The organism is Micromonospora sp. NPDC049679, assembly GCF_040659735.1.
Classification (GTDB): domain Bacteria; phylum Actinomycetota; class Actinomycetes; order Mycobacteriales; family Micromonosporaceae; genus Micromonospora_I.
Genome location: NZ_JBFANZ010000001.1, coordinates 248134 through 274351, shown reverse-complemented (window position 1 = coordinate 274351; position 26218 = coordinate 248134). Strand labels below are relative to the sequence as shown.

26 protein-coding genes are annotated in these 26218 nt (G+C 70.2%); 15 read left to right on the top strand and 11 right to left on the bottom strand.

The window, feature by feature from the left end; all coding sequences use genetic code 11:
* The first annotated feature begins 6 nt into the window (after positions 1-6).
* From AB0J06_RS01285 to AB0J06_RS01275, 3 genes are all read left to right on the top strand, one after another.
* The gene (locus AB0J06_RS01285; protein WP_357423277.1) at positions 7-516 is read left to right on the top strand and encodes a MarR family transcriptional regulator; all 510 of its coding nucleotides are present in this window, start codon (positions 7-9) and stop codon (positions 514-516) included.
* A gap of 73 nt (positions 517-589) precedes the next feature.
* Positions 590-1675, top strand: coding sequence for a redox-regulated ATPase YchF (gene ychF / locus AB0J06_RS01280; RefSeq protein ID WP_357423275.1), 1086 nt, complete (start codon positions 590-592; stop codon positions 1673-1675).
* 17 nt (positions 1676-1692) lie between these two features.
* Positions 1693-2337 (top strand): pentapeptide repeat-containing protein, encoded by a 645-nt coding sequence (locus tag AB0J06_RS01275; protein ID WP_357423273.1) that lies wholly within the window; start codon positions 1693-1695, stop codon positions 2335-2337.
* A 17-nt stretch (positions 2338-2354) separates the two neighbouring features.
* On the opposite strand, the gene AB0J06_RS01270 is transcribed toward AB0J06_RS01275, so the two are convergent.
* Positions 2355-2717 (bottom strand): PH domain-containing protein, encoded by a 363-nt coding sequence (locus AB0J06_RS01270; protein WP_357423271.1) that lies wholly within the window; start codon positions 2715-2717, stop codon positions 2355-2357.
* 153 nt (positions 2718-2870) lie between these two features.
* Positions 2871-3182 (bottom strand): 4a-hydroxytetrahydrobiopterin dehydratase, encoded by a 312-nt coding sequence (locus tag AB0J06_RS01265; RefSeq protein WP_357423269.1) that lies wholly within the window; start codon positions 3180-3182, stop codon positions 2871-2873.
* A 184-nt stretch (positions 3183-3366) separates the two neighbouring features.
* Between AB0J06_RS01265 and AB0J06_RS01260 the strand changes: the two genes are divergently transcribed.
* The gene (locus AB0J06_RS01260; protein WP_357423268.1) at positions 3367-3783 is read left to right on the top strand and encodes a (deoxy)nucleoside triphosphate pyrophosphohydrolase; all 417 of its coding nucleotides are present in this window, start codon (positions 3367-3369) and stop codon (positions 3781-3783) included.
* A 68-nt stretch (positions 3784-3851) separates the two neighbouring features.
* Here the strand turns inward: AB0J06_RS01260 and AB0J06_RS01255 are convergent, their stop codons facing one another.
* The 7 genes from AB0J06_RS01255 to AB0J06_RS01225 form a co-directional block, all read right to left on the bottom strand.
* The gene (locus tag AB0J06_RS01255; RefSeq protein WP_357423266.1) at positions 3852-4883 is read right to left on the bottom strand and encodes a succinate dehydrogenase/fumarate reductase iron-sulfur subunit; all 1032 of its coding nucleotides are present in this window, start codon (positions 4881-4883) and stop codon (positions 3852-3854) included.
* Positions 4883-6817: a fumarate reductase/succinate dehydrogenase flavoprotein subunit gene (locus AB0J06_RS01250; protein ID WP_357423478.1), complete on the bottom strand. Its 1935-nt coding sequence runs from the start codon at positions 6815-6817 to the stop codon at positions 4883-4885. Before AB0J06_RS01250 ends, AB0J06_RS01255 begins: the two co-directional genes overlap by 1 nt.
* A gap of 5 nt (positions 6818-6822) precedes the next feature.
* Positions 6823-7629 (bottom strand): hypothetical protein, encoded by an 807-nt coding sequence (locus AB0J06_RS01245; RefSeq protein ID WP_357423264.1) that lies wholly within the window; start codon positions 7627-7629, stop codon positions 6823-6825.
* Between the two features lie 239 nt (positions 7630-7868).
* A complete protein-coding gene (locus AB0J06_RS01240) occupies positions 7869-8534 on the bottom strand; it encodes a hypothetical protein (RefSeq protein ID WP_357423262.1) in 666 nt (221 codons plus the stop codon).
* A 101-nt stretch (positions 8535-8635) separates the two neighbouring features.
* Positions 8636-10027 carry a metallopeptidase TldD-related protein gene (locus AB0J06_RS01235; protein WP_357423260.1) on the bottom strand — a complete coding sequence of 464 codons (1392 nt, stop codon included), beginning with the start codon at positions 10025-10027 and terminating at the stop codon, positions 8636-8638.
* Positions 10028-10141: 114 nt separating this feature from the next.
* Positions 10142-11578, bottom strand: coding sequence for a TldD/PmbA family protein (locus tag AB0J06_RS01230; protein ID WP_357423258.1), 1437 nt, complete (start codon positions 11576-11578; stop codon positions 10142-10144).
* 27 nt (positions 11579-11605) lie between these two features.
* Positions 11606-12160 (bottom strand): Uma2 family endonuclease, encoded by a 555-nt coding sequence (locus AB0J06_RS01225; RefSeq protein WP_357423256.1) that lies wholly within the window; start codon positions 12158-12160, stop codon positions 11606-11608.
* Positions 12161-12499: 339 nt separating this feature from the next.
* Here AB0J06_RS01225 and AB0J06_RS01220 point away from each other — a divergent pair, with 339 nt between their 5' ends.
* The 5 genes from AB0J06_RS01220 to AB0J06_RS01200 all read left to right on the top strand — a co-directional run bounded on the left by AB0J06_RS01220 (position 12500) and on the right by AB0J06_RS01200 (position 18554).
* Entirely contained in the window at positions 12500-13567 is a 1068-nt protein-coding gene (locus AB0J06_RS01220; RefSeq protein WP_357423476.1) for an ABC transporter ATP-binding protein, read from the top strand.
* Positions 13564-14616, top strand: a complete 1053-nt coding sequence (locus AB0J06_RS01215) for a dipeptide ABC transporter ATP-binding protein (RefSeq protein ID WP_357423254.1) — start codon at positions 13564-13566, stop codon at positions 14614-14616. The genes AB0J06_RS01220 and AB0J06_RS01215 overlap by 4 nt, the downstream gene beginning before the upstream one ends.
* Positions 14613-15620 carry an ABC transporter permease gene (locus tag AB0J06_RS01210; RefSeq protein ID WP_357423252.1) on the top strand — a complete coding sequence of 336 codons (1008 nt, stop codon included), beginning with the start codon at positions 14613-14615 and terminating at the stop codon, positions 15618-15620. The genes AB0J06_RS01215 and AB0J06_RS01210 overlap by 4 nt, the downstream gene beginning before the upstream one ends.
* Before the next feature lie 68 nt (positions 15621-15688).
* Positions 15689-16675: an ABC transporter permease gene (locus tag AB0J06_RS01205; protein ID WP_357423250.1), complete on the top strand. Its 987-nt coding sequence runs from the start codon at positions 15689-15691 to the stop codon at positions 16673-16675.
* Positions 16676-16811: 136 nt separating this feature from the next.
* Positions 16812-18554, top strand: coding sequence for an ABC transporter substrate-binding protein (locus tag AB0J06_RS01200; protein ID WP_357423248.1), 1743 nt, complete (start codon positions 16812-16814; stop codon positions 18552-18554).
* A 51-nt stretch (positions 18555-18605) separates the two neighbouring features.
* Here AB0J06_RS01200 and AB0J06_RS01195 read toward each other — a convergent pair whose 3' ends face one another.
* Positions 18606-20723, bottom strand: a complete 2118-nt coding sequence (locus tag AB0J06_RS01195; protein ID WP_357423246.1) for a prolyl oligopeptidase family serine peptidase — start codon at positions 20721-20723, stop codon at positions 18606-18608.
* Between the two features lie 132 nt (positions 20724-20855).
* Here AB0J06_RS01195 and mshB point away from each other — a divergent pair, with 132 nt between their 5' ends.
* The 3 genes from mshB to AB0J06_RS01180 all read left to right on the top strand — a co-directional run bounded on the left by mshB (position 20856) and on the right by AB0J06_RS01180 (position 22869).
* The gene (gene mshB / locus AB0J06_RS01190) at positions 20856-21779 is read left to right on the top strand and encodes an N-acetyl-1-D-myo-inositol-2-amino-2-deoxy-alpha-D-glucopyranoside deacetylase (RefSeq protein ID WP_357423244.1); all 924 of its coding nucleotides are present in this window, start codon (positions 20856-20858) and stop codon (positions 21777-21779) included.
* A 14-nt stretch (positions 21780-21793) separates the two neighbouring features.
* Positions 21794-22207, top strand: coding sequence for a hypothetical protein (locus AB0J06_RS01185; RefSeq protein ID WP_357423474.1), 414 nt, complete (start codon positions 21794-21796; stop codon positions 22205-22207).
* A 197-nt stretch (positions 22208-22404) separates the two neighbouring features.
* The gene (locus tag AB0J06_RS01180; protein ID WP_357423242.1) at positions 22405-22869 is read left to right on the top strand and encodes a hypothetical protein; all 465 of its coding nucleotides are present in this window, start codon (positions 22405-22407) and stop codon (positions 22867-22869) included.
* Positions 22870-22898: 29 nt separating this feature from the next.
* Here the strand turns inward: AB0J06_RS01180 and AB0J06_RS01175 are convergent, their stop codons facing one another.
* Entirely contained in the window at positions 22899-23879 is a 981-nt protein-coding gene (locus AB0J06_RS01175) for a GNAT family N-acetyltransferase (RefSeq protein ID WP_357423240.1), read from the bottom strand.
* An 80-nt stretch (positions 23880-23959) separates the two neighbouring features.
* Here AB0J06_RS01175 and fdxA point away from each other — a divergent pair, with 80 nt between their 5' ends.
* The 3 genes from fdxA (at position 23960) to AB0J06_RS01160 (ending at position 26212) form a co-directional block, all read left to right on the top strand.
* Positions 23960-24286: a ferredoxin gene (gene fdxA, locus AB0J06_RS01170; RefSeq protein WP_357423238.1), complete on the top strand. Its 327-nt coding sequence runs from the start codon at positions 23960-23962 to the stop codon at positions 24284-24286.
* Complete coding sequence (dapC, locus tag AB0J06_RS01165) at positions 24283-25395, top strand: succinyldiaminopimelate transaminase (protein WP_357423472.1); 1113 nt, start codon at positions 24283-24285, stop codon at positions 25393-25395. Before fdxA ends, dapC begins: the two co-directional genes overlap by 4 nt.
* Positions 25396-25543: 148 nt before the next feature.
* Positions 25544-26212, top strand: a complete 669-nt coding sequence (locus tag AB0J06_RS01160; protein ID WP_357423236.1) for an SIMPL domain-containing protein — start codon at positions 25544-25546, stop codon at positions 26210-26212.
* Positions 26213-26218 lie beyond the last annotated feature (6 nt).

Genomic DNA, 26218 nt, shown 5'->3' with positions numbered 1-26218 from the left:
ACGGTCGTGGCCGAGGGAGAGACAGACAGCGACGCCGTTGACCGCATCGTCGAGCAGTGGCGGCACGAACGCCCCGACATGGCTCCCGAACCGATGGCCGTTTTCGGCCGCGTCTACCGCCTGGCCCGCATCGTCGGGGACGGGCAGGAAAAGGTGTACGCCCGCTGGGGCATCACGCGTGGGGAGTTCGACGTCCTCGCGACCCTGCGCCGCGCCGGCACCCCGTACACCCTCTCGCCGAAGGCGATGACCGCTGCCCTCATGCTGACTTCGGGCGGCATGACCGGGCGGCTCGACAAGCTCGAACGCGCCGGGCTGGTCACGCGCTCCCCGGATCCCACCGACCGCCGCGCCCTTCAGATCGCGCTCACCGAGCGCGGCAAGCGCGTCGTGGAGGAAGCGGCGGACGCCGGTCTCGAGCTCCAGCGACGGGCGCTCGACACGCTCTCCGCCGACGATCAGGCCCAGCTCGGCGACCTGCTGCGCAAGCTCCTGGCTGCCGTGGAGGAGGCCTGACGGCAGGCGTGGTCGCTGCGCGGCACGAGCGCCAGGGCAGACCCCCGCCGGACGCCGCGTAGACTGGCCGCCCGTGAGTCTCAGCATCGGCATCGTCGGCCTGCCCAACGTCGGCAAGAGCACCCTGTTCAACGCTCTGACCAAGAACAACGTGCTCGCGGCGAACTATCCGTTCGCCACCATCGAGCCCAACGTCGGGGTGGTCGGTCTGCCGGACCTGCGGCTTCCGCAACTCGCCGAGATCTTCGACTCGCAGAAGATCGTCCCGGCGCCGGTGTCGTTCGTCGACATCGCCGGCCTGGTCCGTGGTGCCTCGAAGGGGCAGGGCCGGGGCAACGCGTTCCTCGCGAACATCCGTGACGCCTCGGCCATCTGCCAGGTCGTCCGGGTCTTCTCCGACCCCAATGTGGTGCATGTCGACGGCAAGGTCTCGCCCTCCGACGACATCGAGACGATCAACACCGAGCTGATCCTCGCCGACCTGCAGACGCTGGAGAAGGCGCTGCCGCGGCTGGAGAAGGAAGCAAAGCTCAAGAAGGACCGCCTCCCGGCCGTGGCCGCCGCGAAGAAGGCGGTCGAGCTGCTCGACGGCGGCACGACGCTCTACGCGGGCGCGGCCACGGCCGGCATCGAGCTGGACGAGCTGCGCGAGCTGCACCTGCTCACCACCAAGCCCTTCCTCTACGTTTTCAACGTCGACGAGGGGGAGCTGGCCAACGAGGAGCTGCTGAACGAGCTGCGGACCCTCGTCGCACCCGCCGAGGCCGTGTTCATGGACGCCAAGGTCGAGTCCGAGCTCATCGACCTGCCCGCCGATGAGGCGCGCGAGCTGCTGGAGTCGATCGGGCAGGCCGAGCCGGGCCTCAACCAGCTGATCCGGGTCGGCTTCCGCACGCTCGGGCTGCAGACGTACCTCACCGCGGGCCCGAAGGAGACGCGGGCCTGGACGGTCGCGGTCGGCGCGACCGCGCCGGAGGCCGCGGGTGTGATTCACTCCGACTTCCAGCGCGGCTTCATCAAGGCCGAGGTCGTCTCCTTCGACGATCTCATCGCGGCCGGCTCGATGGCCGCCGCCAAGGCGGCAGGCCGGGTGCGGATCGAGGGCAAGGAGTACGTGATGCAGGACGGCGACGTGGTGGAGTTCCGGTTCAACGTCTGAAGCAGCCCCGTGCGCCGATGAAGCCGAAACCGCCGCCCTCACTCGACCTGGCCGTCATGCCCGATCACGACCTCGAGTCGGAAGGCGTCTATCGGAGACTGGGTTTCTTCGACACGGACCTCAGTGGCCGGGTGGCGGAGTCGGTCGACTTTTCGCAGTGCCGGTTCAAAGGCGCCGACCTGTCCGGGGTGAACCTGGGGCGGGCGGAGGTCACGGACTGCCTGTTCGAGAAGAGCAACCTGGCGAACCTGCGGGCCGGGCGGTCGTCGCTGATCCGAACGCGGCTGTCGATACTCCGCATGACCGGGTTCACCTGGCTCGACGGTGTCGTCAGAGACGTGACCTTCGAGGAATGCCGGCTCGACCTGTCGGGATGGCGGTTCACCGATTTCAGGTCGGTCATCTTCACGAAGTGCAACCTGAGCAAGGCCGACTTCACCGGAGCCGACCTGACCGGTGCCCAGTTCATCGGCTGTGACCTCACCCGCGCGCAGTTCTCCAACGCCAAGATGAGCGGTACGCGGTTTGACGACTGCACGTTGCTCGACGTCGGCGGAGTCACCAGCTGGGAGGGGGCGGTGCTGCGCAACCAGGACCTGGTGGCGCTCTCCTACACGCTGGCCGCGGCACTGGGCATCCGTATCGACGACGACAGCGAGTGATCGACTGCGCGCGGTGATTACGAGATGTAGTGCAGGATGACGTTGTGGACGTGGTGGCTCTTCTGGTCGCCGCGGAATTCGATCTCGTAGCTGTGCGTGCCCACGTGGATGGCGATCGTGCCGGTCGAGAAGAACGAGCCTCCCCATGACTTGTTGCTGACCACACTGACGCTCGTGATCTTCGAGTAGGGGATGCTCGTGATCGCGACCTTCTTGCCGACGAACGACTTGTCCTGGATGATCACGCGACGGTTGGTAAGGCCGATGAAGCCGGTCCCTGCGCCGATCGCGTCGTAGACGGCGATCACCTGCTCGCCCTCGAGCAGGCCGCTCTGGATCTGCTGGAACTGCTCACGGCGGTCATAGGTCGCGTTGGCCATGACCCGACGGTAGGGCCGCGGCGCAACGGGGCGGTGCGTGCCCGATCCGGGAGGATCGCGGTGGCTCCTGATCCGGAAGGATCGCGGTGGCTATAGCCCCCGGAATCCTTCGCGATCACTGTGGCCGCGGCGGCGGCGGCGCGCGACGCGCGGTCAGTGGCCGCTGATTACCGTGCGGTACGCGTCCTCGATCCGGGCGGCCAGTGTAACGTCACTTTCGGTGATCCCGTCGTTCTCCTGCGAGCCCAGTTTGATCTGCGTGTGCCCGTCGAGCCGCCGGATCTCCGGACGCAGATGCAGCGCGTCCGCGACCACCTTGATGCGCTCGGTGAGCGCGGCGTGTTGGCTTTCGTCGAGCAGAAGGGTGCGTTTGAGCTGTCGACCTTCCCGGCTCCAGCCCGTCAACACCGTCAGGGCGTCGCTGAGGTAGTCGCGACCGCTTCGCCCAGCCCACAGAGCACGCATAGCCACACCTCCCAGGCGTCGTTGCCGGCTTGTGGCCAAATCGTCGCCATCCCGTGTCCTCGTCGGTGACCTTAGTCTTCCCGCTGAGCGGCTGGTGTGTCGACATCCACATTTCCGGGTTCTGCTGCACTACAGGGCGGTGGCTGCACCCGAATTCCTGATTGATCTGGCACCCTGGAGCGCCGTGCAGACCGAACGGCCGTACCAAAGGATCATCGTCGGTGCCGCGATCGTCGAAGCCGGCCGCGTGCTCGGCTGCGCCCGGGCGCATCCACCCGAAGTAGCCGGAATGTGGGAGTTCGCCGGCGGAAAGGTGGAGCCGGGCGAGACGGAGACCGCGGCACTGGCCCGGGAATGCGTCGAGGAACTCGCCGTACGCGTCGAGGTCGGTGCCCGGGTCGGCCCCGACGTGCCGCTCGCGCACGGGCGGGCCCTGCTCCGGGTCTATCAGGCGCGCCTCGTTGGCGGCGACGAGCCGCAGGCGCTGGAGCACGCGGAGATCCGGTGGCTGACGCCCGACGAACTCGACGACGTGACCTGGCTCCCGGCCGACCGGCCGATCGTGGCGGCGCTGCGCCCGCTCCTCGCCGCGCACCACTGAGCGCGTCACGGACGCACGGCAGAAGGGGCCGCCGGCAGCGCCGGCGGCCCCTGCCACGTATACCCGCGTTAGTGCGGCTGGTCGGGGTGGCTGTAGTTGAGCGCCTCGCCGCGGAGCGGGAAGCGCACGTCGTCGCCGAAGGGCGACGGCGCGGCCGGACGGTCAGCGGTGAACTCGCTGATCGCCAGCTTGCCGTTGTCACCGACCGGCGGCGCCACCGGCGGCGGCACCACCCGGTGCCAGTTGACCGCGCGCTCGGCGTCGGCCTCGGGGGAACGTTCGTCGGGCGGGGGGACCGGAGTCACAGTCGGCAGCGGCTCTACGCGAGCCGTGCTGGGAGCGGCGTCCTTGTCCCGTCGGAAGATCTTGCTACCAAGCCACACCAGAGGATCGTAACGCCGGTCCACCACGCGTTCCTTCATGGGGATGATCGCGTTGTCGGTGATTTTGATGTGCTCCGGGCAGACCTCGGTGCAGCACTTGGTGATATTGCAGTAGCCGAGCCCCTGTTCCTGCTGCGCGTGCTCCTTGCGGTCGGTCCTCGCGTCCAGCGGATGCATGTCCAACTCGGCCGCGCGGATGAAGTAGCGGGGGCCGGCGAACGCCTTCTTGTTCTCCTCGTGGTCCCGCACGACGTGGCAGGTGTTCTGGCACAGGAAGCACTCGATGCACTTGCGGAACTCCTGCGAGCGCTCGACGTCGACCTGCTGCATCCGGTAGTCACCGGGCGCGATCTGCTGCGGGGGAGCGAACGCCGGGGTCTCCCGCGCCTTCTCGTAGTTGAAGGAGACGTCGGTGACGAGGTCACGGATGACCGGGAAGGTCCGCAGCGGCGTGACCGTGACCGTCTCGGTCTCCTCGAAGGTGGACATCCGGGTCATGCACCCCAGCCGGGGCATCCCGTTGATCTCCATCGAGCAGGAACCGCACTTGCCGGCCTTGCAGTTCCACCGGCAGGCGAGGTCGGGCGCCTCGGTGGCCTGCAGCCGGTGGATCACGTCCAGCACGACCTCGCCCTCGTTGACCTCGACCTGGTAGTCCTGCAGGTCGCCGCCGGCCTCGTCGCCCCGCCAGACCTTGAAGTGGCGCTTGGTGGCCATTATTTCGCCTCCTCAGCGAGAGCGTCCCCGGCGAGCGCGTCGAACTCCGCGAGCTCCTCGTCGGTCAGGTACTTGCCGAGCTCCGCCCGATCGAAGAGCTGGGCGAGCTCACCGCGCATCTTCGGCAGCGGCTTGTGCTCCAGCCGCACCTGGTCGGACTCCAGGGAACAGACCAGGTTGACCCGCCGCCACGACGGCTGCATCCGGGGGAAGTCCTCGCGGGTGTGACCGCCACGCGATTCCTCCCGCTCGAGCGCCGCCTTCGCGGTGCACTCCGAGACCACCAGCATGTTGCGCAGGTCCAGCGCCAGGTGCCAGCCGGGGTTGTAGCGGCGACCGCCGGCCGCGCTCACCTTCGCCACCCGCTCGCGCAGCTCCCCGAGACGCACCAGCGCGTCCTCCAGTTCGCCCTTGCGCCGGATGATGCCGACCAGGTCGCCCATCACGGCCTGCAGGTCCTGCTGCAGGGTGTACGGGTTTTCCCCGGTGTCCCGCGACAACGGCGCCAGCGCCATGTCCACCGCGGCCTCGACGTCGGCGGTGGCCACCTGCGGGTGCTTCGTCAGCCCCTCGGCGTACGTGGCCGCGTGCTCGCCGGCCCGCTTACCGAAGACCAGCAGGTCCGAGAGGGAGTTGCCGCCGAGCCGGTTGGAGCCGTGCATGCCGCCGGAGACCTCACCGGCGGCGAAGAGCCCGCGCACGCGCCCCGCCGCGGCGCCGCTGTCCGGGTCGACCTCGACGCCACCCATGACGTAGTGGCAGGTCGGACCGACCTCCATCGGCTCTTTCGTGATGTCGACGTCGGCCAGCTCCTTGAACTGGTGGTACATCGACGGCAGGCGGCGACGGATCTCCTCCGCGGGCAGCCGGCTCGCGATGTCGAGCAGGACGCCCCCGGCCGGCGTACCGCGACCGGCCTTGACCTCGCTGTTGATGGCGCGGGCGACCTCGTCGCGCGGGAGCAGCTCCGGCGGACGCCGGTTGTTGTCCGGGTCGCTGTACCAGCGGTCCGCCTCCTCCTCGGTCTCCGCGTACTGCTTCCGGAAGACGTCGGGGACGTAGTTGAACATGAAGCGCTTGCCCTCGGAGTTCTTCAGCACCCCGCCGTCGCCGCGCACCGACTCCGTGACCAGGATGCCCTTCACCGACGGCGGCCAGACCATGCCGGTCGGATGGAACTGGAGGAACTCCATGTTGATCAGGGTGGCCCCGGCGCGGAGCGCCAGCGCGTGCCCGTCGCCGGTGTACTCCCACGAGTTGGAGGTCACCTTGTAGGACCGGCCGACGCCGCCGGTCGCCAGCACCACGGCGGACGTCTGGAAGAGCACGAAGTCGCCCGACTCGCGGTAGTAGCCGAACGCCCCGGCGACACGGTCGCCGTCCAGCAGCAGTTCGGTGATGGTGGTCTCGTCGAAGACCTTGATCCGGGCCTCGTAGTCGCCGTACGCCTGCTTGTCCTCCTGCTGCAGCGAGACGATCTTCTGCTGCAGCGTGCGGATCAACTCCAGGCCCGTGCGGTCACCGACGTGGGCGAGGCGCGGGTATTCGTGGCCGCCGAAGTTGCGCTGCGAGATCTTGCCGGCCTTGGTGCGGTCGAAGAGCGCCCCGTACGTCTCCAGCTCCCAGATCCGGCTCGGCGACTCCTTGGCGTGCAGCTCGGCCATCCGGAAGTTGTTGAGGAACTTGCCGCCCCGCATGGTGTCGCGGAAGTGCACCATCCAGTTGTCGCGGCTGTTGACGTTGCCCATCGCGGCGGCCGCGCCGCCCTCGGCCATGACGGTGTGCGCCTTGCCGAACAGGGACTTGGAGATGATCGCGGTCTTCCTGCCGGCGAGCCGCGCCTCGATCGCCGCCCGTAGCCCGGCGCCGCCGGCGCCGATCACGACCACGTCGTAGTGGTGTCGTTCGATTCGGGTAGTCATGTCAGTCGTCAGGCCCTCTAGTTGATGAACCGCAGGTCGGGGAACCAGTCGGCGGCCAGCGCCATGATGTAGAAGTCGGTCAGGGCGAGGGTGCCCAGCGTGATCCAGGCCAGCTGCATGTGTCGGACGTTCAGCTTCGAGACGAAGGTCCAGAAGCGGTAGCGCACCGGGTGCTGGGAGAAGTGCTTGAGCCGGCCGCCGGCGATGTGCCGGCACGAGTGACAGGAGAGCGTGTACGCCCAGAGCATGATCACGTTGACCAGCAGGATGATGTTGCCCAGGCCGAACCCGAAGCCCTTGGGGCTGTGGAAGGCCAGGATCGCGTCGTACGTGTTGATCAAAGAGATGATCCCGGCCGCGTAGAAGGCGTAGCGGTGCGCGTTCTGGAAGATCAGCGGGAAGCGGGTCTCGCCGGAGTAGGTCTCGTGCCGGTCCGGCACGGCGCAGGCGGGCGGTGACAGCCAGAACGCCCGGTAGTACGCCTTGCGGTAGTAGTAGCAGGTCAGCCGGAACAGCAGCAGGAACGGCAGGGTCAGCGCGGCGTCCGGAATGATCCACCAGCCGGGCAGGATCCGCCCGAAGTGCGCCGCCTCCGGCAGGCACCGCTCGGTGACGCAGGGGGAGTAGAACGGCGTCAGGTAGTGGAAGTCGTCGACCCAGTACCACTTGTGCATGAACACCCGGACCGTGGCGTACGTGACCCAGGCGCCGAGTCCGATGAAGGTGATCAATGGCGGCAGCCACCACCGGTCGTTGCGCAACGTCTTCGCCGCGATGGCGGCGCGTGATCGCCCCTGCCCCGGCCTCGTTGCCGTAGTCGTCATCGCTGTCTCCCTGAAGGGCCCGATCGCTGTGACGGACCCGGATGTGTTCGGCCTACCAGCACACTCGCTAAACACGCCCCCAGGTGGGGACGAATTTTGTTGCACACGTTACGCCGAGTGGCGTACGACACATGCGCAAGGGAGTGTCGCGTGTGTCCGGCCATGACGAAAGAGCTTCCGCACATCGATCAATCTGATGTGCAGAAGCTCACTCGTTCCGCGGGAGCCAGCTGTTCGGGTTACAGGTCAGGGGCGGCCAATCGGCGCAGCACTCCGGCGCAGGTGTCGGGGCCGTCCTGCAGCACCTCCAGCACCGGTGCGCCGTCGCGTCCCTGCGGAGCCAGGAAGAAGGCGCGCTGTCCGCCGGCGAGCTGCCGGTCCAACGCGTCCGCGTACGCCGTGCGGGCATCGATCAGCTGTCGCCAACTCTCCGACCAGGCCCGCCGGTCGTCGTCGCGCTCGTGCCGATCGCCCCGCGCGTTCCCGACCTGATCGATCTGCGGCAGGAAGGGACGGACCGCGGCGTTCTCGGCCCGGATCGCGGCGGCCCGCTCAGCGGGGTCGACGGCGGCACCGGGCGGCACCAGCCGGTTGAGTCGCTTCTCGAGATCGAGGCAGGCGGCGGATGCGCGCGCCTTCCCCTGCCGTGCGTCGTCCGCGTCGCGTCCCATCTGCTGCACTCCGGACGCGAGCGCGGCGATGCCGCCACAGACCAGAAGCGCGAGCACGAGCGGGATGGCGATCGCCAGCGCGATCAGCCAACGCCGCCGCTGCGACCCGGGACGCCGCTCGTCGGTGTCACCCGGTTCACCGGGCTCGGTCGAGGGGTCGGACAGGGGGGTCGTGGTGGTGGAGCCGGCCCAGATGGGCGGGGTGTCGCCGGGGGTGGTCGCGTCGTCCGTCACGCCCGACAGTCAAGCACCGTCCGGCCGCGCCGGCATGTTGCGCGCGTCCGCGTTTCGTGCCGCCGAGATCACGCCGACCCGCGGAGTGTCGGGCCCGCCGGTCAGCCCGACGCGCCGCCGGTGAAGTTCCATCCGGCGAGGCGGAGCGCGGGCGCCGTCCACCAGGCGCTGCCCCAGCTGTCCGGCAGCGTGGTCGCGTGCCGGCCGACGCCGAGGACCGCGCCGGGGGCGAGCGCCTGCGGGTACGACTGGGTGAAGCGGAGGTTCTGCACCGCCGACGTGATCTCGCCACCTTCGACGAGCCACACGCCGTTGCGGGTCAGACCCGTGATCACGAGACTCTTCGGATCCAGCACCCGGGTGTACCAGAGATCGGTGACCAGCAACCCGCGCTCGACGTCCGCGATCAGCGCGGCCGTCTCGGCGTCGACCGGTGGACCGGGGACCTCGGCCGGCGGCGACCCCGACGGTGGGCCGCTCGGCGCCAACCGCAGGTTGAGCGGAGTCCCACCCCCTGACGTGCCGCCCGGCACCGCGTGCCCGGTCGACTCCGTGCCCGCCTCGGCCGCGGTCCGCCGGTCGTGCGCCACCGCGGCGGTCACGCCGCCCTCGACCAGCGCCACCCGACGCTTCGGCGTCCCCTCCGCGTCGAAGGGCAACCCCAGGTCGGTGGCGCCGAGCGGGTCGTCGACCAGCGTGATGGCGGGATCGAACTGCTGCGCGCCCGGCTCGGCGAACGAGCGCCGCTCGTTGTACGCCTTGCCGTTGAACCCGAACATCGCGAAGTTCTGGAGCATGTCCGCCACGGCCGTCGGCTCCAGCACCACCTCGTAGCGGCCGGGTGGCAGCTCGACGGGAGCGGCCCCGGCCCGGGCCTTCGTCGCGGCGCGGGCCCCGAGGACCGCCCCGTCGAGATCGGCGAGACGACCGGTGGCCAACCGGGCCGTGCCGTCCAGCCCGCCCGCGCGGGCGATGCCGTCCATCGCCGCCTCCGCGGTGCGGCCGCTGGCCGACTGTCCCGCAGTGTTGGCGAAGCCACCGGCCGTGTGCAACGTACGGCAGTAGCCGGCCGCCTCCAGGCCACCGGCCGCGTCGACGAAGGCCCGTACCCGCGCCGCCCGTTCGTCCGGGCTCGCCTGGGCGGTCGCCTCATCCCAGTTGCCCGTGCCGGTGACCGGCGCCGGTGGGGCCAGGCCCGGCCAGGCGGGGTCCGGCGGGCAGAGACGGGCCGCCGACAGGGTTCGCTCGACCAGACCGCGCAGCCCTTCGTCGGTGACGATCGTGGTCGAACCGGTCGCGGTGCGGCCGTCCACGTGCAGCCGAAGTCGTACGGTCGTGGTCGCCTCGGCGACGTTCTGGTGGATGAACGAGTTGGCGAAGCGGGTCAGCGCCAGGGCGTTGTGCTCGGCGAACACGTCCGCCTCGGCCCCCGCCCCGGCAAGCTGCCGGGCGAGCTCCACGACCCTGCCGGCGAGTTGCAGCTCAGAAGTCACCTGACCGACCTTTCGTTCGCGACTGCGGGGCTCCGCTGCGCTGCACTCCTCGCGCTCACGGTGCCGACCTTTCGTTCGCGACTGCGGGGCTCCGCTGCGCTGCACTCCTCGCGCTCACGCCCGCACTCCCACCCGGACGTTCGTGAACCTCGCCGGCGCCGCCGGGTGACCGGTGTGGCCCACCTGGCCGGGCTGTCCCTTGCCGCAGTTGGGCGTCCCCCACGCGACCGTCTCCGACGAGAGCATGTCCATGGAGCGCCAGAAGACGGGGCCGATGCCGGTGTAGGTGGGGTTGCGCAGCATCCGCCCCCGCCGGCCGTTTTTGATCTCCCAGCCGATCTCGCAGCCGAACTGGAAGTTGAGCCGCCGGTCGTCGATGGACCAGGAGCGGTTGATGTCCATCAGGACGCCGTCGTCCGTCGCCGCGATGATCTCGTCGAGCGTGTGCGGTCCGGGTTCCAGGCCGACGTTGGTCATCCGTACCATCGGCAGCCGTCCCCACCCGTCGGCCCGGACGCTGCCGCCGTAGTCCAGCCCCGCGACGGCTGCCGAGTCCCGCCCGGCGAGCACGCCCACCCACCGTCCCCCGCGCACCGCGTCACGCTTCGTCGCGGGCGTGCCCTCGTCGTCGAAGCCGAAACTGCCGAGCGCGCCGGGGATCGTCGGGTCGATGGTGATGTTCATCAGCTCGGATCCATAGTGGAGCGTACCGAGCTGGTTGAGGTCGAGCCAGGAGGTGCCGGCGAAGGCCGCCTCCCAGCCGAGGATCCGGTCCAGCTCGATCGCGTGCCCCACCGACTCGTGGATCTGCAGGGCGAGCTGCTCGCCGCCGAGGATGAGCGTGGTCTCGCCGGCCGGGCAGAGCGGCGCGGCGAGCAGTTCCCGCGCCTCCTCGGCGATGCGGCCGGCGTGCGCCTCCAGATCGAGCCCGGCGACCAGCTCCCAGCCGCGCGTCCCGTACTGGCCGCGGTAGCTGGGGTAGGAGCGGCGCTGCGTCTCGCCGTCACCGATGACCGTGGCGGAGATCCCCGCGCCGCACTCGCGGATGTGCTGGTCGATGCGGTGTCCCTCGCTGGAGACGAACCACTTGCTGGTGTCCCAGATCTGGTAGAGCCCCTCGGCCACATCGCTGCCGTGCTCGCGCATCGTCTTGGTCGCGTGCGCCAGCATGTCGCCCTTGTCGGAGAGCGCGACCGACAGCGGATCGGACTCGCACGGACTGGCCCAGCTGGCCGTGACGGCCTCGGCCGGCACCAGGTCGACGCCCGGCCCGGCGACCCGTGCGCTCGCGGCCGCGATCTCCGCGGCGCGGCCGCCGGCCGCGCGGGCGGCGCCGTCGGAGAGATCGGGTACGGCGTAGAAGCCCCAGCTCGAACCGACGAGCGCGCGTACGCCGATCCCGGCGTCCTCGTTCTGCGACAGCTCCTCGATATCGCCGTTGCGGGCGGACATCGACTCGTAACGGCGGTGCATGACGCGTGCGTCGGCGTAGCGGGCGCCCGCGTCGAGCGCCGCCTGCACCGCGGCGGTTGCCGCGTCGAAGTGGCTCATGGACCGACCCTATGCGAGGGTCGTCGGTCAGCGGTGCGGGAGCAGTGCTTCCGGAGAGATCTCCGCGACGACCGGCTCGGTGAGTCGCAGGAGGTCGCCGGGCTTCGTCACCGAGTGCTCGACGTAGTGCCGGCCGTCGAGGCGATGCAGGTGCAGAGCGCCGGTCTCCTGCTCGACCAGGAGATACCAGCCGATGCCGGCTTCCGCGTAGTGGTGCATCTTCAGCACCCGGTCGGCCGCGGCGTTACTGGGGGAGATGATCTCGCAGACCAGCCTGACCGCGGCGGCGTCGACAACGAGTTCGTCGAAGTCGATGTCTTCGGTGATCACCACGTCGGGGATGGGCATCCGGCCCGGTTTCAGCCGCACGTTCACCGCCTCGTGCACGTGCAGCCCGGCGGCTTCCGCTCCCGGCTCGAGGGCGTTGGCGAGCCGTCGGGAAATGCGCCGGTGTCGCGGGGTGGGGGCGGTGGTCACGAACAGGCTCCCGTCGAGGAGTTCGACCCGTTTCAATGTCTCACCGAGGGCAAGGTGCTCCTCCTCGGTCCACGGCCCGCCGTGCCCGAACACTGCCGCGGTCATGGTCACCTCCCGGAGTCGCCTCCTGGCCACTTTCCCATACCCATCGTGCGAGCGGCGACATCGACGGCGGTCGGCGAAGGCTATAGTCACTGGTCTATCGCTTTGCACCGCTGATGAGCTGGGCGCGTACCCGATGCCGAGTCGTTACGTGCGCTCCGCTGGCCGCGCCCGGACTTGTAGCTTATTTTCAGCCTCTACGAACCGCCGTAGCTTTACTTCACGACGAGCGGTGCCGACGTGGAAGCGTCACGGAACGCGTCGCGGCGGACGACAGAGGGGAGGGCGGTCGTGGCTGTGCCGGGATCCGCGCCATCCGACGAGTGCGCCGCGCACGGGGCGGTGACCGCCCCGGAGCCGCCGCGACGCTCCGACGCCGGGCCGTACCTGCAGGTCCGGGATCTGCGGGTGCGCTTCGACACCGAGGACGGCGTGGTCCGTGCGGTCGACGGGGTCTCCTTCGCGGTCGAGCGGGGACGGACGCTGGGCATCGTCGGCGAGTCGGGCTCCGGCAAGAGCGTCACCAGCCTGGCGATCCTCGGCCTGCACAACGCGACCCGGACGACCATCAGCGGCGAGATCCTGGTCGGCGGGGAGAACCTCGTCGGGCTTCCGGACGAGGAGATCCGCAAGCTGCGCGGCCGGGACATGGCGATGATCTTCCAGGATCCGCTCTCCGCGCTGCACCCCTACTACTCCGTCGGGCGGCAGATCGCCGAGGCCTACCGGATCCACCATCCGAAGGCGAGCCGGCGCGAGGCGCGCCAGCGGGCCGTCGACATGCTCGGCCGGGTCGGCATCCCGCAGCCCGCCACCCGCGTCGACCAGTACCCGCACGAGTTCTCCGGCGGCATGCGCCAGCGGGCGATGATCGCGATGTCCCTGGTCAACGACCCCGATCTGCTGATCGCCGACGAGCCGACCACCGCGCTCGACGTGACGGTGCAGGCGCAGATCCTCGACCTGCTCGCGGATCTGCAGTCCGAGTTCAACTCCGCGATCATCCTGATCACCCATGATCTGGGCGTGGTCAGCCAGGTCGCCGACGACGTGCTGGTGATGTACGGCGGTCGGGCCGTCGAGCACGGCAGCGTGGAGCAGGTGCTGCGCCGGCCGCAGCACCCGTACACCTGGGGGTTGCTCTCCAGCGTGCCGTCGTTGCACGGCGCCGCCGACGCGGACCTCGTTCCGATCAAGGGTAATCCACCCAGCCTGATCAACCTGCCGTCTGGCTGCGCGTTCCACCCCCGCTGCCGCTACGCGGACCGCAACGGCGACCGCTCGCGCACGGAGGTGCCGGAGTTGCGGCAGGTGCGCGAGCCGGGGCATCTGGTCGCCTGCCACCTTCCGGAGGCGGAACGGCAGCGAATCTATGCCGACGAGATCGCCCGGGTGGGGGTGGCCCAATGATCACGGAAGATGCGCGGCTCCCCGCCGCCGCGGGCACCGACCGCGAGCCGCTGCTGCGGGTGGAGGGGTTGACCAAGCATTTCGCGGTCCGCGGCGGGTTGCGCTCGTCGGCGACCGTACGCGCCGTCGACGGCTTGGACTTCGAGGTACGGCCGGGCGAGACTCTGGGTCTCGTCGGTGAGTCGGGGTGCGGCAAGACGACCACGGGTCGCATGCTGGTGCGGCTCCTCGAACCCACCGACGGTCGGATCACCTTCGCCGGTCAGGACATCACGCACCTGGGGCGGCGGGCGCTGCGGCCGCTCCGCCAGGACCTGCAGATCATCTTCCAGGACCCGTACGCCTCGCTGAACCCGCGGCACACCGTCGGCCGGATCATCGCGATGCCGTTGCAGGTCAACGGTGTCAAGCCGCCGGGCGGGGTCAAGAAGCGGGTGCAGGAGCTGCTGGAGCTCGTCGGGCTCAACCCGGAGCACTACAACCGGTATCCGCACGAGTTCTCGGGTGGACAGCGGCAGCGCATCGGCATCGCCCGCGCGCTGGCCCTGCGCCCCAAGCTGATCGTCGCCGACGAGCCGGTCTCCGCGCTCGACGTGTCGATCCAGGCGCAGGTCATCAACCTGCTCCGCGATCTGCAGCGGGAGCTGGACCTGGCGTTCGTCTTCATCGCCCACGACCTGGCGGTGGTACGGCACTTCTGCCAACGGGTCGCGGTGATGTATCTCGGCAAGATCGTGGAGATCGGCGACCGGGCGGAGATCTACGAGCACCCCCAGCACCCGTACACCCGGGCGCTGCTCTCGGCGATCCCGGACGTCACCCGGCTCGGACCCGCGGGGCGGATCCGGTTGACCGGTGACGTGCCGACGCCGCTCAACCCGCCCTCCGGTTGCCGGTTCCGGACGCGGTGCTGGAAGGCGCAGGAGAGGTGCGCGAGCGAGGAGCCGGCGCTGGTGAGTCGGGACGGCGGGCGGCAGTTGACCGCCTGCCACTTCCCCGAGTCGGGGCCGATCCCGGTGGGCGCGAGCGTTGGGGAGGTGGCGCCATGAGCCTGTCGCCGATCGAGGGCGTGGCGCTGGGCGAGCCGGGGCCGGCGGGCGACGAGTCCGTGCCCGGGCGGAAGGAGTTCGTCGGCCGGTCGCCGGGGCAGCTCGCCTGGGTCCGCCTGCGGCGGGACCGGACGGCGATGATCAGCGGTGGGATGTTGGTCGCGTTCCTCGTCCTCGCGCTCGCCGCGCCGCTCATCGAACTGCTCTACGGGGCCGGACCGAACGAGCAGTTCCAGCAGTTGCTGGACCGCAACGGCATGCCGCTGGGGTATGTCGGCGGGATCTCCGGGGACCACTGGTTCGGCCTGGAACCAGGGCTCGGGCGGGACATCTTCATCCGGATGATCTACGGGATGCGGACGTCGCTCTTCATCGCGTTCGCCGCCGCCATCATCACTGCCGCGATCGGGATCGCCGCTGGGACCCTCGCCGGCTATCTCGGTGGCTGGGTGGACGCAGCGATCAACTGGGTTACCGACCTGGCGCTCGCGATGCCGTTCCTCATCATCGCTCTGGCCGTGATGCCGACCGTGGCGCTGCGCTTCTACGGCCAACGCGAAGAGGCGTCGGTGACCTTTCAGGTGGCGGTTCTCATCACGATCTTCGCGGTTTTCGGCTGGACCAGCACGGCGCGACTCGTACGGGGGCAGGTGATCGCGCTGCGCGAGCGGGAGTTCGTCGAGGCGGCCCGCGCCAGCGGCGCCGGCCTGGGACACATGTTGTTCCGCCAGCTTCTGCCGAACATCTGGGCGCCGATCCTGGTCTCCTTCTCGCTGGCGGTGCCGGCATACATCACCGGTGAGGCGGCGTTGTCGTTCCTCGGCGTCGGGATCACCGATGCCACCCCCGATTTCGGCCGGATGATCTTCCGCAGCCTCGACTACCTGCAGACCGACCCCGCGTACGTCTTCTTCCCCGGCATCACGATCTTCGCGCTCGTGCTCGCCTTCAACCTCTTCGGCGACGCGTTGCGCGACGCGCTCGACCCGAAGTCGTCGCGGTAGGGGGTCGGGATGAGCGCGCGGAGTGCAGCGGAGCGGAGCCCCGCGGTCGCGAACGAGGGAAGGCTCTGATGACGCGGTTTCTGATCAAGCGACTGCTCTCGGCGGCGCTGACCCTCTTCGCGGTGAGCGTGTTGAGCTTCCTGATGTTCTTCGCCCTGCCGAGGGATCCGGTCACCGGCATGTGTCCGAAGAACTGCAACCCCGAGCGGCTGGAACGGGTGCGGGTCGAGTTGGGGCTGCGCGATCCGCTGATTGACCAGTACGCGGGCTACATGAAGGGGATCTTCGTCGGTCGCGACCTGGGTAGCGCGCAGGGCGGACGGTGCGACGCGCCCTGCCTCGGCTACTCGTACGTCAACAACGAGCCGGTCACCGACACCCTCACGCGGGTGCTGCCGGTGACGCTGAGCATCGTCCTTCCGGCCGCGGTCCTCTGGCTCGCGCTCGGGATCGGGCTCGGCATGGTCTCCGCGCTGCGCCGGGGCACGCTCCTCGATCGGCTCGCGATCGGCTTCTCCCTCACCGGCGCCTCGTTGCAGCTGTACTTCGTCGGCGCCGTGCTGCTGCTGGTCTTCACGTACAACCTGGGCATCGTCCCGGTGCCGCACTACACGTCGATCTTCGATAATCCGCTGGAGTGGGCGAGCGGCCTGGTCCTGGCATGGATCGCCCTGGCGTTCCTCTTTTCCGCGATCTACGCCCGGCTTTCCCGGGCGCAGATGCTGGAGACGCTCTCCGAGGACTTCGTCCGGACCGCGCGGGCGAAGGGCCTGCCCAAGTCGAAGGTGTACGGCCGGCATGCGCTGCGCGCGGCGATCACGCCGTTGGTGACGATCGCCGGGCTCGACGTGGGCGGGGCGCTCGGTGGCACGGTGATCACCGAGACGACCTTCGGGATCCAGGGCCTGGGGCGGACCGCGGTGGAGGCGGTACGGGGCGGCGATCTCCCCACCATCATGGCGACCGTGCTCATCGCGGCGGTCTTCGTGGTCGCGGCGAACGTGGTCGTCGACCTGCTGTACGCCGCGATCGACCCCCGGATCCGGTTGCGGTGACAGCTCGTCCGTGTGGCAAAACTCTACGTAAATCGTTACACCATTTGTAAGTTTCTTTCAATACGATCTCCGGGACGTCGGCGGTCTTCGACGGCGGGTCCGCAGGGCACTTCGGTTTCAGTGGAGGAGGCACGACATGCGACCACGGGTGGCTGTCGCCACGGGCGGCGCTCTCGCACTGCTTGTGGCATTGGGCGCGTGCACGAAGAACACCGGCGAGGGGTCCGGGGTGGACACCAACCGGACCCAGACCGGTGTGATCGCGACCGATCCGAAGGACTCCCTCGGGCCGGCGCCGGAGGTGCCGGGCGCCGCGAAGGGTGGCACGTTCACGATCATCCGCGAGACGAAGATCTCGCACCTGGACCCGCAGCGCGTCTACTCGTTCGTGGGTCTGATGAACGCCCCGCTCTACAGCCGTTTCCTGACCACGTGGAAGGACGACGGCAAGGGCAAGCTGACGCTCGTCGGCGACCTGGCCGAGACGCCGGGCACGAACGTGAACAAGGACTGCAAGGTCTGGGAATTCAAGATCAAGGACGGAGTGAAGTTCGAGGACGGCACGCCGATCACCTCGAAGGAGATCGCCTACGGCATCGCCCGCTCCTTCGACCCGGACCTGACCGGCGGCCCGACCTACCTGCAGGAATGGCTCGCCGACACCGCGCAGTACGACACCAAGTGGAACTTCAAGGCCAACAAGAGCTCGCTGCCGCCGGGGCTGACCACGCCGGACGCGAAGACCCTGCGGTTCGAGTTCGCGAAGGCCCGCTGCGATCTGCCGTTCGCGGCGTCGCTCCCGTCGACCGCGCCGATGCCGCCGACCAAGGACACCGGCGTCAATTACGACAACCAGCCGTTCTCGTCCGGCCCGTACAAGATCACGAAGAACGCGGCCGGCGTCGAGCTGGTCATGGAGCGAAACAGCAACTGGGACCCGAAGACCGACCCGGTGCGCCACCAGTACCCGGACAGGTTCGTCTGGAGCTTCGGGCCCGACCAGGCGGCTGGCGCCAACCGCGTGATCGCCGACAACGGCCCGGACCAGAGCGCGTTGGCCTGGAACGGCGTCCCCTCCTCACTCGTCGCCCGGGTGACCGGTGACGCGTCGCTGAAGAGCCGCTCGCTGCTCTCGCCGACCCCCAGCACGAACTCGCTTGTCATCAACACCCAGCGGGTCACCGACCTCAAGGTCCGCCAGGCGCTGAACTACGCGATCGACCGTGAGGGCCTGATCAAGACCGTCGGCGGCGAGACGAAGGCTGTTCCGCTGACCACGCTGATGCCCCCGGCGACCATCGGGTTCAAGCAGTACGACGCGTACCCGGGTGGCCCGAACGGCAACATCGAGAAGGCCAGGGAGCTGCTCGCCGGCAAGACCCCCGAGCTGGTGCTCGGCACAGCCGACGACACCGAGGGCCAGGAGAAGGCCACCCAGGTCAAGAACAACCTGGAGAAGGCCGGCTTCAAGATCACGGTGAAGAACATCCCGACTGATGCGCGGCTCGACGAGGTCAAGAAGAAGAACAACCCCTGGGACCTCTACTTCGGTGAGTGGGCGGCTGACTGGCCGAGCGGGGCGGCGATCCTGCCGGTCCTCTACGACGGCCGCACGATCAAGCCCGCGGGCAACAACAACTCCTCCTTCATCAACAACGACGCGATCAACGCCGAGTTCGACCGGGTGCTCGCGCTGGACCCTGCGCAGCAGGGGCCGGAGTGGGCGAAGCTGGACGAGCGGATCATGAAGGAGCTCGCGCCGGTGGTGCCCGTCTACGTCGACGTGGCCTACTTCCTCCACGGCTCGAAGGCCGGCGGCGTCTTCGTCTCCAGCGTCTTCGGCTACCCGTCGTTCGTCGACGCGCACGTCAAGCAGTAACCGCTCTGCTGAAACGGCTCCCCTCCGGACGGAGGGGAGCCGTTTCTCCGTCTAGAGGTTGCGGCGGAGGAAGTCGAGCTCCAGCGGGAGCAGGCGTTCGGCCAGGCCGCCCGCGGCCATGTGGGTGGCTCCGGTCAGCGGGATCATCGCGTGCGGTCGCCCGGTGGCGAGCAGCGCCGCCGACAACCGCAGCGAGTGCGCGGCCACCACGTTGTCGTCCACCAGTCCGTGCACCAGCAGCAGCGGCCGCGCCTCGTCGGGCGAGCCCGGCGGTTCCGCCGCCAACTCCACCAGGGAGTGGTGCGCGTAGATCTCCCCGCCGTCACCGGGCAGCCCCAGATACCGCTCGGTGTACGCCGTGTCGTAGAGCGCCCAATCCGTCACCGGCGCGCCGACGATCCCACAACGGAACAGATCCGGCCGACGCAGCACCGCCAGCCCCGCCAACCAGCCCCCGAACGACCAACCGCGAATCGCCACCCGCTCCAGGTCGAGGTCCGGATGCTTCGCGGCGAGCCCGCTCAGCGCGTCGATCTGATCGCCGAGGACCACGTCGGCGACCCGCCGGTGGATCACCTTCTCGAACGAAGGGGCCACGCCTGGCGTACCCCGGTTGTCGACCGTGACCACCGCGAACCCGGCGTCCGCCCACCACTGCCGCTCCAGCCACACCGACCGCGCGGCCACCACCTCCTGATGCCCGGGGCCGCCGTAGACGTCGAGCAACACCGGCAGGCGCCGCCCGGCGACGTGGGTCTGGGGGTAGAGCACCGCCGCCGGCAGCCGGCGGTCGGTGACCCGCTCCAGCGCGGGACGCGGCGCGTACGGCGGCGTGGCGGCCAGCGACCGGAGCGTCGCGACCTCCTGGTCGCCGCGCCACACCGCCCACCGGACGCCGGCATGGTCGAGGGAACGCGACCCGATGACGAGCACGTCCCCGCCGATCGCGCCGACGTGCCAGCCGGCCGCCGGCGTGAGCCGCTGCGCGTCCGCCCCGCCGACGCCGGTCCTGACCCGGAACAGGTGCTGCTCGCTCGGCTCGCCCTCACTCGCCTCGACGAGCAGGTCGTCGGCGCCCAGTTGTCCGACCAGCCGCCGCACGTAGAGCGAGGGGGAGGTGAGGAGCGTGCCGTCGGCGAAGAGGCAGCGGGCGTCGTAGCCGTCGTGCGCCAACTCGCCGCCGACCAGGACCCGTCCGTCGGGCAGATGCGACGGGGTGCCGGGGATCGGCTCCACCCAGCGGGGGTCGGCGAGTTCGGCGTGGACCTGCGTCTCGCCGGTGCGCGGATCGACGGAGAGCACCAGCCCGTGCTGCTGCAGCCGGCGCAGTACGGTGATCAGCGGACCGCGGTCGCTCCAGTCCACCGACACCAGATAGGGGTAGGTCTCCCGGTCCCAGTGCACATCGACCCAGCCACCTTCGAGATCGAGCAGGTGGAGACTCACTTCCGCGTTCGCCTCACCCGATCGCGGGTAGGCGACCGTGGTCGGCGGGTTCTGCGGCTCCGCCGGGTCGTGCACGTGCCAGCGCGGAACGCGGGAGTCGTCGACACGGGCGGCGAGGATCGACCGTCCGTCCGGCGCCCACCAGTAGCCGCGGAACCGGTCGAACTCCTCCGCCGCGATGAACTCCGCCAACCCCCAGGTGACGCCCCCCTCCTCCCCGGCTAGCAGCGTGTCGGTGCCGTCCGGGTGCACGACCCGCAGCTCGCCCGCGGACTGTCCGGACGTCGCCACGTAGGCGATGCGTTGGCCCATCGGGTCGGGGCGCGGATCGACCACCCCGCCGTCGCCCGGCACCTCCACGACGTCACCGGCGATCAGGTCGGCCCGGAACAGCCGGCCGGCGAGCGGGAAGACGGCGACCGTCGCGGCGGGATCCGTCGCGTACGAACCGATGCCGCCGGCGCTGAGCCGCAGCCGTTCGCGCAACGCCCGTTCGTGCGCCGGCAGGTCGTCCGCGTCGGTCGTGTCCAGCAGCACTCGCGGATCAGCGACGAGCCGCTCGGTCGCCGAGGCGACGTCGAGCAGCCACAGCGCGTCGGCGGGATCCTGCGGGCCGGCGGACCGGAGGAAAACGACGCGGCTTCCGTCCGTCGCGACGGTCACCGCCCGCGGCGTGCCGTGGGTGAACCGCCGGGTACGGGCAGCCAGCTCCGGATATTCCACTCCCGGATCGTAGAGCCGGGGGTGTCCGCCGGTGGCGAAGTGCGTGCGCGTCGTCGCCGGCGTCGCGCGGTCGGGCGCATGTCGGGGCCGCCCGGCGCTGCCCGGCGTAGCCTGGCCGGGCGCGCGCGTACAGTGGCCGACGTGAGCAACCTCGCTGCCCGCCGCCTGCTGCTCGTCCACGCCCACCCCGACGACGAGGTGATCGGCACCGGCGCGACGATGGCCCACTACGCGGCGGCCGGCGCGCACGTCACCCTGGTGACCTGCACCCTCGGCGAGGAGGGCGAGATCCATGTGCCCGAGCTGTCGGGGCTGCTCGCGGCGAAGGCCGATCAGCTCGGCGGTTATCGGATCGCGGAGCTCAACGCCGCCTGCGCCGCGCTGGGTGTGAGCGACCACCGGTTCCTGGGCGGGGCCGGACGTTACCGCGACTCCGGCATGATGGGGCTGCCCACCAACGACCACCCGCGCGCGTTCTGGCAGGCCGACCTGGACGAGGCCGCTGGATACCTGGTGGAGGTCATGCGTGAGGTGCGTCCGCAGGTCGTGATCACCTACGACGACAACGGCTTCTACGGCCACCCCGACCACATCCAGGCCCACCGCGTCGCGATGCTCGCCGCCGAGCGGGCCACCGCCGAGGGCTTCGGGCCGGACAAGATCTACTGGACGGCGATGCCGAGGAGCGTGCTGGAGGCGGGCATGACCGCGTTCCAGGAATCCTCGGACAACCCGTTCGCTGGCTTCGACGACCTCGACGAGCTGCCCTTCGGCACTCCGGACTCCGAGATCGCGGCCCGGATCGACGGCACCGACCACCACGACGCCAAGGTGGCGGCGATGCGCGCCCACGCCACGCAGATTCCGGAGACGTCCTGGCTCTACTCGATCGCCGGCAACTTCGGCAACGAGTTCATGGGCATGGAGTGCTACACACTCGCGTACGGGAAGCGCGGCCCCGGCGGCGGCCCGCACAACTGGGAGAGCGACCTCTTCGCCGGCCTGCCGGTGGCCGGGGAGCGCAGTGACGTGCAGGCGGAGGCCGTGGCCCGGTGAGCCTCGCGCCGCAGATGACCGCCCCCGTCGAATCCGCACGGCCATCCCGGCTGGGTGGCGTCGTCGATCCCGTCCTGCGGGTGCTGGGTGGGGTGATCTCCGTGGTAGCGGCGCTGCTGACGGCGGCGCTCGAGCTGCTCTTCGCGACGCTGCGGGTCGGAGGCGTGCTGATCGGTCTCTCCGTACTGATCGCCATCGTCGCCAACCTGGCGCTGAGCTGGTTCGCACAGCAGACCGTCGGCGCGAAATGGGCGCTCGCCCTGCCGTCCATCCCCTGGTTCGCCGCGATGGTTCTCGCCGCGGGCGGCACGGCCGAAGGCGACGTCCTGCTGTCCGGGAAGAACTGGGTGGGGATCGTCACGATCTTCGTCGGTGTCACGGTGTTCACGGTCGTCGCGTTCCGGCTGGTGCTCGCTCCGCGTCGCTGACGCGGCGCCCGTCCGCGTCCGCGTTGCCACCGACGGTATCGGGCGGTTTACTCGGGATGCCTGGCGCTTCTCGCGTCAACACGGTAAAGAGATCACGCGCGAGAATTCATCCGCGATGACACGTCACCGGCGTTGGCGTCCGCGGGGAGCGCCCGTGACCGACCGTCGGGATCGGCGTGTGTTGTGGGGAGGACACCATGAAGAACCGTTGGCTGCCGGTCGGTGTGCTCGCGGGCGTCCTGTTCGCGGTCAACGTGGTGGCCCGACTGGTCACCCGTTTCGGGTTCGACGCCGACCCGGAGGTCGAGGACCGGATGTCGCTCGCCATGTTCGTGGTGATCGGCCTGATCCTGGCGACCGTCGCCGTCGTCCGCGGCCGTCGTCACCCGTTCCCCCGCTGGGGCGTGGACGTCGCCGTGGCCGTCCTCGCCGCGATGGCGCTGACCATCTTCGTCGGGCCGTTCATCAGCGGTGGCACCCCCTTCAGCAACGGCGTGGGGGCCTTCTTCTCGCAGATCTGGCTCTACGGCGCGTTCGCCGGGGGCGGGGCACTCCTCGGCTACCTGCTGCTCACCGCCTTCGGCCTGGACTACCGGTCGCAGTCGCTCAAGCGGTACGCCGAGACCCGACTCGCCAAGCCCCGCCGCGTCGTCCGCCGCTGACCTCCGCCGGCCGTCGACCGTCGACGTGGTCAGCCGGCGTCCGGGGCGACCCGCGTCAGGTATGTGTGATGGGTGCGGAAGCCGAGTCGGGCGTAGAGCGCGACGGCACCGGTGTTGCGTTCCTCCACCTGCAGGAACGCGTCCCGAGCGCCGGCGTCGGCGCCCCACCCGGCCAACGCCCGGAGGACATGCTGGGCGAGCCCGCGCCGGCGCTCGGCGGGCACCACCTCGACGAGCACCACGCCGAGCCACCGTCCCGCCCCGGTGACCGTGCCACGGGCGACGGCCACCAGTTCGCCGCTCTCCCCGTACAGGTGGGCGAAGCGGACCCGGTCCACGGCGGTGAGCAGGTGGAGCGCGGCGGCCGGCAACGGCGTGCCCGGCCCCGCTTTGCGCGCGGCGGCCATCGCGAGCCAGGCGTCCGACGGGGCCGGCGTGAGCGCGACCGGGGGCAGATCGGGGCGCTCGGGGAGAGCGTTCAGGAGCGCCGCGAGCGGCGCGGTCTGCACCAACGTCAGCGGCCGGCTGCCCCAGCCGCGCTCGTCGAGCGCCACGCCGACCGGGGCGGCGAGCGGCAGCGGGACGTTCATCATGGCGGGCTGTCCGCGTTCCGCGTACCACCGCTGCACCGCGTCGATCGCATCCGCGAGTGGCCGGTCGGGGTCGCCCACCGGCAGCGCGGAGTTCGCCCGCCCCGTCCAACCCTCCGCCGAGCGGAGCAGCCAGTCGCCGAGACGGTCCTGCACCGGCGCGGGCCACGCCTCGTTCGCGGCGAGTTCCACGGCCGCGACGTGCGCCGCGGTCGGCCGCCGCGCGGGCGGCACCCGCTTGGCCCGGTGGACGTCCCGCAGCGGTACCCGGAGGGGCCCGGCGGCGGTCGCCAGAGTGAGATCCGTCTCGCTGAGCGCGACCAGTTCGCCCAGAGCGTCGGAGAAGAGCGGCCGTTCGCCTCGAATGCCTATAATTCGCCGGACTACGACCCGGTGTCCCACGTCCTGCCGTCGGAGCACGATCGACCCCCTCTCCGGCGAGATACTAGGCTCTTACCCGCCGCGGGAGATCGCGGCGTGGCTTGCGGAGAGGAAGACCCGTGACCTACATCATCGCCGAGCCGTGCGTCGATGTGCTCGACAAGGCGTGCATCGAAGAGTGCCCGGTTGACTGCATCTATGAGGGTAACCGGATGCTCTACATCCACCCGGATGAGTGCGTGGACTGCGGGGCCTGTGAGCCGGTCTGCCCAGTAGAGGCCATCTTCTACGAGGACGACGTGCCGGAGCAGTGGAAGGACTACACCTCGGCGAACTACGAGTTCTTCGAGGACCTGGGTTCTCCGGGCGGCGCCTCCAAGGTCGGCAAGATCGAGAAGGACGCGACATTCGTGGCGGCGCAGCCGCCGCGCGGAGACGCACACTGAGCAGCTCGGCAGCCCGGCCCGCCTCGGCCGGGCTGCCCGACTTCCCGTGGGACCTGCTGGAGCCGGCCAAGGCGGCCGCCGCCCGTCACGCCGACGGGATCGTCGACCTGTCCGTCGGCACTCCGGTCGACCCGGTGCCGCTCCTCGTCCAGCAGGCGCTGTCGGCCGCTGCGGACACCCCGGGCTATCCGCTCACCGCGGGTTCGCCGGGACTCCGGGCGGCGTTGACCGACTGGCTGGTCCGGGTGGCCGGAGCCCGGGCGGACGGGCTCGGGGTGCTGCCGACGATGGGCTCGAAGGAGCTCGTCGCGTGGCTCCCGACCCTGCTCGGCATCGGCCCCGGCGACGTGGTCGTGATCCCGTCGGTCTGTTACCCGACCTACGAGGTCGGCGCGCGGCTCGCCGGCGCCACCGTGGTGCGCGCGGACTCGCTGACCGCCGTCGGCCCCACCTCGCGGGTCCGCCTGGTCTGGGTCAACTCGCCCTCCAACCCGACCGGTCAGGTGCTTCCCGCCGCCCACCTGCGCAAGGTCGTCGCGTGGGCGCGCGAGCGAGGCGCGGTCGTCGCCAGTGACGAGTGCTACCTCTCGCTGGGCTGGGAGGAGACGCCGCTGTCGGTGCTGTCGCCCCAGGTGTGCGACGGCTCGTACGAGGGTGTGCTGGCGGTGCATTCGCTCTCCAAGCGTTCCAACGTCGCCGGCTACCGAGCGGGGTTCATCGCGGGCGACCCCGCGATCGTCCGGGAGTTGCTGGCGCTCCGTAAGCACGCCGGCATGATCGTGCCGGCGCCCGTGCAGGCCGCGATGATCGCGGCGCTCGGTGACGAGACGCACGTCGACGCGCAGCGGTCGCGCTACGCCGCCCGGCGTGAGGTGCTGCGGTCGGCGCTGACCAGGGCGGGGTTCCAGTTGTCGCACTCCACCGCGGGGCTCTATCTCTGGGCCACCCGCGACGAGGAGTGCTGGTCCACGGTGGATTGGCTGGCGGAGCGCGGCATCCTGGTCGCGCCGGGGGCGTTCTACGGCCCGGCGGGCAACCGCCACGTACGCGTGGCGCTGACCGCGAGCGACGAACGGGTCGCCGCCGCCGCCGACCGCCTCGCCCCCTGACCAAGGAAGATCCCGCCGATCAAGGACGTATTCACACGATCGGAGATCGTTCCACCGGAATTCGTCCTTGATCGACGGGGAAGCGGTGTGCCGGCGGGGAAGGGGCTTGGTGGTGGCTGGGGAAGCCGGCAGCGCCTAGGGTGGTGCCATGGTCGATGATCCGGTTGTCGCGGTGCGCGGCGAGGTGATCCGCGAGGTCCCCCCGGAGATCGCGCGCTTCTCCGTCACCGTCGCGGCACGCGACAAGGAACGCCAGGCCACCCTCGCGCGGCTCGCCGCCCGGAGTGAGGCGGTCCGCGCGCTGATCGACGGCTACGGTGCCGCGATCGAACGCCGGGAGACCGGCGGTCTGCAGGTGCGGCCCGAGCTCAAGCGCGCGGGCGAGCGGGTCGCCGCCTACCAGGGGAGCGTCACCACCACCGTCACCGTCTCCGACTTCACCGTGCTCGGCGAGCTGATGCTCCGTCTCGCCGACCAGGACCAGACCGGTGTGGCCGGCCCGTGGTGGGAGCTGCGCCCGGACAGCCCTGTGCACGGCGAGGCACGGCGCGCCGCGATCGGCGAGGCGCTGACGCGGGCGCGGGAATACGCGGACGCGCTCGGCGCACGGGTGACCGGGCTGTTGGAGCTCGCCGACACGGGCCTGGCAAACCAGCCGATGATGCGCACCGTCGCCTACGGCGCGACCGGCGCCGAATGGGGCGGGGCCGCCGTGCCGGAGCTGCAACTCGACCCGCAGGTGCAGACGGTGCAGACCGCCGTCGAGGCGCGGTTCGCGATCAGCGAGCCGACCGCGGTCACCCGGCCCGCCGGCTGACGACGG

What these genes read in the sequence shown, in the direction of transcription:
- AB0J06_RS01275 (WP_357423273.1), top strand. Translation starts at nt 1,693, where the DNA reads ATGAAGCCGAAACCGCCGCCCTCACTCGACCTGGCCGTCATGCCCGAT.
- AB0J06_RS01205 (WP_357423250.1), top strand. Translation starts at nt 15,689, where the DNA reads ATGACGCGGTTTCTGATCAAGCGACTGCTCTCGGCGGCGCTGACCCTC.
- AB0J06_RS01210 (WP_357423252.1), top strand. Translation starts at nt 14,613, where the DNA reads ATGAGCCTGTCGCCGATCGAGGGCGTGGCGCTGGGCGAGCCGGGGCCG.
- AB0J06_RS01160 (WP_357423236.1), top strand. Translation starts at nt 25,544, where the DNA reads ATGGTCGATGATCCGGTTGTCGCGGTGCGCGGCGAGGTGATCCGCGAG.
- AB0J06_RS01185 (WP_357423474.1), top strand. Translation starts at nt 21,794, where the DNA reads ATGACCGCCCCCGTCGAATCCGCACGGCCATCCCGGCTGGGTGGCGTC.
- AB0J06_RS01270 (WP_357423271.1), bottom strand. Translation starts at nt 2,717, where the DNA reads ATGGCCAACGCGACCTATGACCGCCGTGAGCAGTTCCAGCAGATCCAG.
- AB0J06_RS01265 (WP_357423269.1), bottom strand. Translation starts at nt 3,182, where the DNA reads ATGCGTGCTCTGTGGGCTGGGCGAAGCGGTCGCGACTACCTCAGCGAC.
- AB0J06_RS01255 (WP_357423266.1), bottom strand. Translation starts at nt 4,883, where the DNA reads ATGGCCACCAAGCGCCACTTCAAGGTCTGGCGGGGCGACGAGGCCGGC.
- AB0J06_RS01180 (WP_357423242.1), top strand. Translation starts at nt 22,405, where the DNA reads ATGAAGAACCGTTGGCTGCCGGTCGGTGTGCTCGCGGGCGTCCTGTTC.
- AB0J06_RS01200 (WP_357423248.1), top strand. Translation starts at nt 16,812, where the DNA reads ATGCGACCACGGGTGGCTGTCGCCACGGGCGGCGCTCTCGCACTGCTT.
- AB0J06_RS01215 (WP_357423254.1), top strand. Translation starts at nt 13,564, where the DNA reads ATGATCACGGAAGATGCGCGGCTCCCCGCCGCCGCGGGCACCGACCGC.
- AB0J06_RS01225 (WP_357423256.1), bottom strand. Translation starts at nt 12,160, where the DNA reads ATGACCGCGGCAGTGTTCGGGCACGGCGGGCCGTGGACCGAGGAGGAG.
- AB0J06_RS01245 (WP_357423264.1), bottom strand. Translation starts at nt 7,629, where the DNA reads ATGACGACTACGGCAACGAGGCCGGGGCAGGGGCGATCACGCGCCGCC.
- AB0J06_RS01230 (WP_357423258.1), bottom strand. Translation starts at nt 11,578, where the DNA reads ATGAGCCACTTCGACGCGGCAACCGCCGCGGTGCAGGCGGCGCTCGAC.